The sequence below is a fragment of the Mesorhizobium sp. M0088 genome, assembly GCF_040322895.1.
In the GTDB taxonomy this organism is placed as follows: domain Bacteria; phylum Pseudomonadota; class Alphaproteobacteria; order Rhizobiales; family Rhizobiaceae; genus Mesorhizobium.
Genome location: NZ_JAMYUI010000058.1, coordinates 1 through 5,683, shown reverse-complemented (window position 1 = coordinate 5,683; position 5,683 = coordinate 1). Strand labels below are relative to the sequence as shown.

Sequence of the window (5,683 nt, the reverse complement as noted above, 5' to 3'; positions counted from 1 at the left end):
CGATGGAAAAACTCTGCCAGTTGACGATCGCCGAACTGGTCGACTGCCTGATGGTCAGTTGCGACGACGATGGATTGGCGATGGTGACACCGCCGGACGCGACGCTGCCGCCTGTTGGCAGTTCCTGTGCTCGCGCCGACGTGAAACCGACAAGCGCCGTCGACGTCAAAAGCAGCGCCATCAGGGGGGCGCCGGTGCGGTTGAGATGCTGCAGTGAGAGGGTTTGGCGCTGCGCGGTCATGTCTTCCTACCGGATCGAGGCAACGCTGCAGACGGAAGCTGCGTCCGCCACGCCCTGGCAGAAGGCGGGGCCATCAAGCCGCGGGTCTTCGACCAGCGTTTGCGCATCGCCATCCACCGGCTGTCCGGTGAAAAAAACCGGAGCCGGCCCGCCAGCAGCGTGGGCATCGGCGTTGTACGCGACCGTGCTGGCCGCATCCGGTGCCGGCACGGTGTTGGGCGGCGAGACCACCAGATCGGCACCGACATAGGTCAGCTCATAGTTGGCCGAGAGGGTCAGACTTCCCTGTTCGATGGCGTAGTTGCCAGGAGGGCTAGCGTGTGTCGCCCCAGTCGAGAGCGCGCCAAGAAACGTATCCCCGTTGACCAACCCCAGACCGCCGATCGAATAGGTGAGTGGCGGATTGGGCATGCCCTGCGGCCGGCTCTGCGCATCCGCCACTATGGTGATCGCCCGCTTGCCGATGCTGAAATCGGCACCGGCATAGCTGATCTCGTAGTTCGAATTGGCGCTGTCGGTAAGCGTGCCCTGGCCGATCGCGTAAGCTCCGGCGTTCTCTCCCAAAACGCGATCGAGAGCGCCGACCAATCCCACACCACTGCCGAGATCGGTGCTGGTGTAGCCATAGGAGGACGGGTCGGCATCGCCGTAGATCTTGCCCTGGCCCGAATTGGCCGTGACGGTCACGACACGCCTGCCGATGCTGAAATCGGCGCCGACATAGCTGATGTCGTAGTTCGAATTGGCCGCATTGGCGAGTGTGCCCTGCCCGATCTGATAGGCGCCGACATCTTCGCCGGGAGTGCGGTGGAGAGCGCCAACCAGCGCCGCACCACTGCCGAGATCGGTGAAGGTGTAGCCATAGGACGACGGATCGGCATTGCCGTAGGTCTTGCCCTGGCCCGAGCTGGCAGTGACGGTCACGAATCGCTTGCCGATGCTGAAACCGGCGCCGACATAGGTGATGTCGTAGTTGGCGTTGGCCGCATCGGTGAGAGTGCCGCGGCCAATGGCATAGGTCCCGACATTCTCGCCCTCGGCGCGATCAAGCGTGCCGGTCAGCGCTGCGCCGCTGCCGAGATCGGATACTCCGTAGCCGTAAGACAGCGGATCTCCGTCCCCGTAGATCTTGCTCTGGCCCGCATCGGCCGTCACCGTGATCGCGCGCTGCGTCACCGAAAGATCCGCGCCGATATAGCTGATGGCGTAATTTCCGTTGGCAAGCGTGCCTTGGGTGATGCTGTAGCCGCCGACATCGGATGATGCCGCGGCGGTCGTTGCCAACGCACCACTCAGGCTGTCGCCATTGGCGAAATCGCCCGAGGTCAGTTGATAGGTCAGCGTTGGATTGTCATCGCCATAGACACGGCTCTTGGCATCGGCCGTCACCGTAATCGCGCGCGGCGTCACTGACAGGTTTCCGCCGACATAGCTGATCGCGTAGTTGCTGTTGGCGAGCGTGCCCTGCGTGATGCCGTAGCTGCCGACATCGGATGCTGTCGTTGCCGAGGTCGCCAGCGCACCGTTCAGGCTGTCGCCATTGACGAAATTGCCTGATGTAAGCTGATAGGTCAGCGCCGGATTGGCATCGCCATAGATGCGGCTCTTGGCATCGGCTGTCACCGTGATCGCGCGCTTCGCCACCGACAGATTGGCGCCGACGTAGCTGATCGCATAGTTGCTGTTGGCGAGTGTGCCTTGCGTAATGCTGTAACTGCCGACACCAGATGCTGTCGTGGCCGCTGTTGCGAGCGCGCCGCTCAGGCTGTCGCCATTGACGAAATTGCCCGTGGTCAGCTGATAGGTCAGCGCTGGGTTGGCATCGCCATAGATGCGGCTCTTGGCATCGGCTGTCACCGTGATGGCGCGCTTCGCCACCGACAGATTGGCGCCGACATAGGTGATCGCATAGTTGCCGTTGGCGAGTGTGCCTTGCGTGATGCCGTAGCTGCCGACACTGGATGCCGTCGTAGCTGTTGTTGCCAATGCACCGCTCAGGCTGTCCCCATTGACGAAATTGCCTGATGTCAGCTGATAGGTCAGCGCCGGATTGGCATCGCCATAGGCACGGCTCTTGGCATTCGCCGTCACCGTGATCGCGCGCGGCGTCACCGACAAATTGGCGCCGGCGTAGGTGATCGCATAATTGTTGTTGTTGAGCGTACCCTGCGTGACGCCATAGCTGCCGACACCGGATGCCGTGGTCGCCGATGTCGTCAGCGAACCGCCCAAGCTGTCGCCATTGACAAAACTGCCTGATGTCAGCTGGTAGGTCAGCGACGGATTGGCGTTGCCATAGATACGGCTCTTGGCATCGGCCGTGACCGTGATCGCGCGCTTGGCGATGGCGAAACTGCCGCCGACATAGGTGATGTCGTAGTTCGAATTGTTAGCGTTGGTGATGCTGTTCTGGTTGATGGCGTAAGTGCCGGCACTGTTCCCGGCCGTGCGGTTGAGGGTGCCGACCAGAGCCACGCCGGCGCCGAGATCCGAAACGGTGTACGCATAGGATGACGGATTCGCATCGCCATAGATCTTGCCCTGGCCCGGCGTAACCGTCACCGTCACCGCGCGCTTGCCGATGGTGAGCAGGCCGGTGCTGCTGTAGGCGAAGCCATAGCCGCTCAACGCCGCGAGATTGCCGGCGCCGACGGTGATTGCATACGATCCTGCTCCGACCTGTGTATTGCCCGGCGGGTTGACGGACGTGACGCTTGGGTCGCCGCTGAAGGTCGTGGCGGCGGTGTCGCCGAGATAGGCGCCGACCGCGCCCGCCTGATAGCCCGCCACTGAATAGGTCAGTGCCGGCAGGGCGGTGTCGCCGTAGGTTTTGGTCGCGCTGTTGGACGTAAACGTCAGTGTCGGCTGATAGGCGAAGACATAGCGATTGCCCGTTGCGCTCACCGCCCCGCCGGCGGTCGTGTTCCAGATGGCGGTGTTGCCGCTGTCGAGATTGCCGAAATTGTTTCCGGTGGGAGCTGCCGCATAGACCAGCCAGCGTCCGCTGGTGGCGGTGACGGCATCGCTGCCGCGACTGTTGATGAATTGTCCTGCGGCTGAGAGCACCGGATCCGTTCCGCTGATCGTCGCACTTGCCGCGATGGTCAGATTGCCCGCCGTCTGAAGCCTTACCGAACCGGTGGTGTTCACCCCGGTCGCCGTAACCCCGCGGGCGGTGGAAGCACTGGCGATCGTCAGGCTTGCGCCATCGCGCAGATCGACGGAACCGGCGTTGCCGGCGACGTTGCCGATCTGGTTGCCGGCGTTGGTCAGGGTGAAGCTACCCGTGCCACCGAGAACCAGCGACGCCGCCGTCAGGCCACTCGTCTGCGTCACCACGCCGTTCGACGACAGCGCCAGCGTGCCGGTGCCGACCGACAGCGCCTGGTTGAGGGCGAAGGTGGCTGCTGCGGTTTCAATCTGGCGATTGGCGAAGGACAGGCTGCCGACAGAGGTTGACCCAATAGCCGCGCTATAGGCGCTGCTCAGCGCCGATAGCGAAGCGATCGAGCCATCCGTCTCGTCGAGCCGCCAGTCGCCATAGACGTTGAGGTTCGAGACATTGCTGCCGGACAGGCCGGTCCGGAAGGTCACGCTATTCTTGGCGCCCGAGTCCGCTTCGGCAACGGTGTAAGCGAGCACCGAGTTCGAGACCGCGCCCGCCGGCAGAGCGAGATAGTAGTAGCCGTTGACGCCGGTCGAGACTGTGCCGAGGTTTACGCCGCCGGAGACGACGGACACCAGCCCGGGATTCTTTGTGTAATAGGGTTGGCCGGTACCGGAAATCAGTGGCGTGTTGCCGGCATCCTTGTAAGCAATTCCGGAGATCGCCTGGACGCCATTGGGGTAGAAGCTCTTCAGATAGGGATAGAGGCCGCCAGTCCCGCCGCCAAAGGCGGCACTCAGTCCGTTGGCGCCGCCATTCTGGAAGCTGGAGGTCGACAGGCCGACGACATTGACATTGGGGCCGGTGGTGCCGCCGCCGATCGCAGGCTTGGCGATGGATGTGGTATTGTAGGGGCCTGATGTCGATGTGTCGTACGCGCCCGTGACCACGCCGTCGTAAAGGTTGTTGCCGATGAACGCGCCGACATTCCATCCGCCGCTGACCGCGCCGGTCGAATAGCTGTCGGTTATCCTGCCGCCCTCGCCGACCCCCGAGTAGCCATAATTCGATCCGACGAGGCCGCCGACGGCCGCGCCGCCGCTGCCGATATCGACAGCGCCCATGGCATAGACGCGATCGATGGTGCCGAAATTATTGAAGCCTACCGCGCCGCCGGCGGTGTTCGTATCGCGAGCATTGACGACCACCGTCGAGAAGCTGTCGGAGAGTGCGCCGTCGTTCTCGCCGATCAGACCACCTGAGGCGGACCCGTATTGTGTGGTGAACAGCTGACCAGTCGAATAACTCTGGGCCACCGTGCCGGCATTGAACCCGGCGATCCCGCCGAGGGTCCTGAACCCCCGGACCGTCACATTGGTGACGCCGACATTCTGCACAAGGCCACCCGCGCCGATATAGCCGAACAGGCCGACATATTGGGCGGCGGACTGCGTCACCGACAGGCTGTCGACGGTGTGGCCGAGCCCGTCGAACGAGCCGGTGAAGCCATTGCCGCCGTTCTGGATGTTGCTGTTGCCGTCGGTGCCCAGTGATATGAAGCCGAGACCGCTGTTCCAGCTGGACGTGGTGCTGGCATCGATATTCTTGGCCAGCGCATAGCGTTCGGTCAGGCCGCTGTTGATCGCCTGCAGGCCGTTGACATCGTAGATCAGCGTGTAGCTCTGGCCGTCGATCGACAGCGCCTGCGCACCGGGCGTGCCGGTGAAGGTCGCCGATGCACCCAAGGCATAGGAAATCGTGCCCCCGGTGCCGCCATTGTTGGTGACCAGCGACAGGCCGCCGACGCCGCCGATCGTGGCGTTCGCATTGAAGACGATCGAATGAGAGGCGCTGAGCGTCAGCGTGTTGGTGTTCCAGCTGATCGGCGCGGCAATGGTGATGTCGCCAGCCTGCGAACCGCCGCTGCCGGTTGAGATGGTGACGTTGGCGGTTGCGAGAAGGTTCTGCAGCGTGGTGACGTTGATGACGCTGTCATCGGTGTTGGCGGACATGCTGCCGCCGGTGTTGCCGGCAGCGTTGGAGATGGTGACGTTGTAGGGGTCGAGCAGAAGGTCGCCGGTATCGCCGAACCGGGCGCGCAGATCGACCTCACCGGTGAAATCGAGGCGCTGCTTGCCGGACACTTCCGCGAAGCCGCCATTGCCGCCGTCATCGCCGCCGCGTGCGGAAATCTTGCCCGCGAACTTTGTCTGCTCGTCGGACCAGACGATGACCGTGCCGCCATCGCCGTTGCCGGTCGCATCGGCGCTGATTGTCGTCTTCGCATCGATCTCGGTTGTGACCGCGCGTTGCAAGGTGCCCTTGCCCTGCTTGTC

General features: G+C 63.3%; 2 protein-coding genes. Both read right to left on the bottom strand.

Translation table 11 applies throughout. The annotated features are described in order from the left end of the window. On the bottom strand, positions 1 to 241 hold a 241-nt coding region (locus NKJ67_RS34960; RefSeq protein WP_352585873.1), incomplete at its 3' end, for a hypothetical protein. A 6-nt stretch (positions 242 to 247) separates the two neighbouring features. Then, positions 248 to 5,662, bottom strand: a complete 5,415-nt coding sequence (locus NKJ67_RS34955; RefSeq protein WP_352585871.1) for a beta strand repeat-containing protein — start codon at positions 5,660 to 5,662, stop codon at positions 248 to 250. Between the last annotated feature and the right edge of the window lie 21 nt (positions 5,663 to 5,683).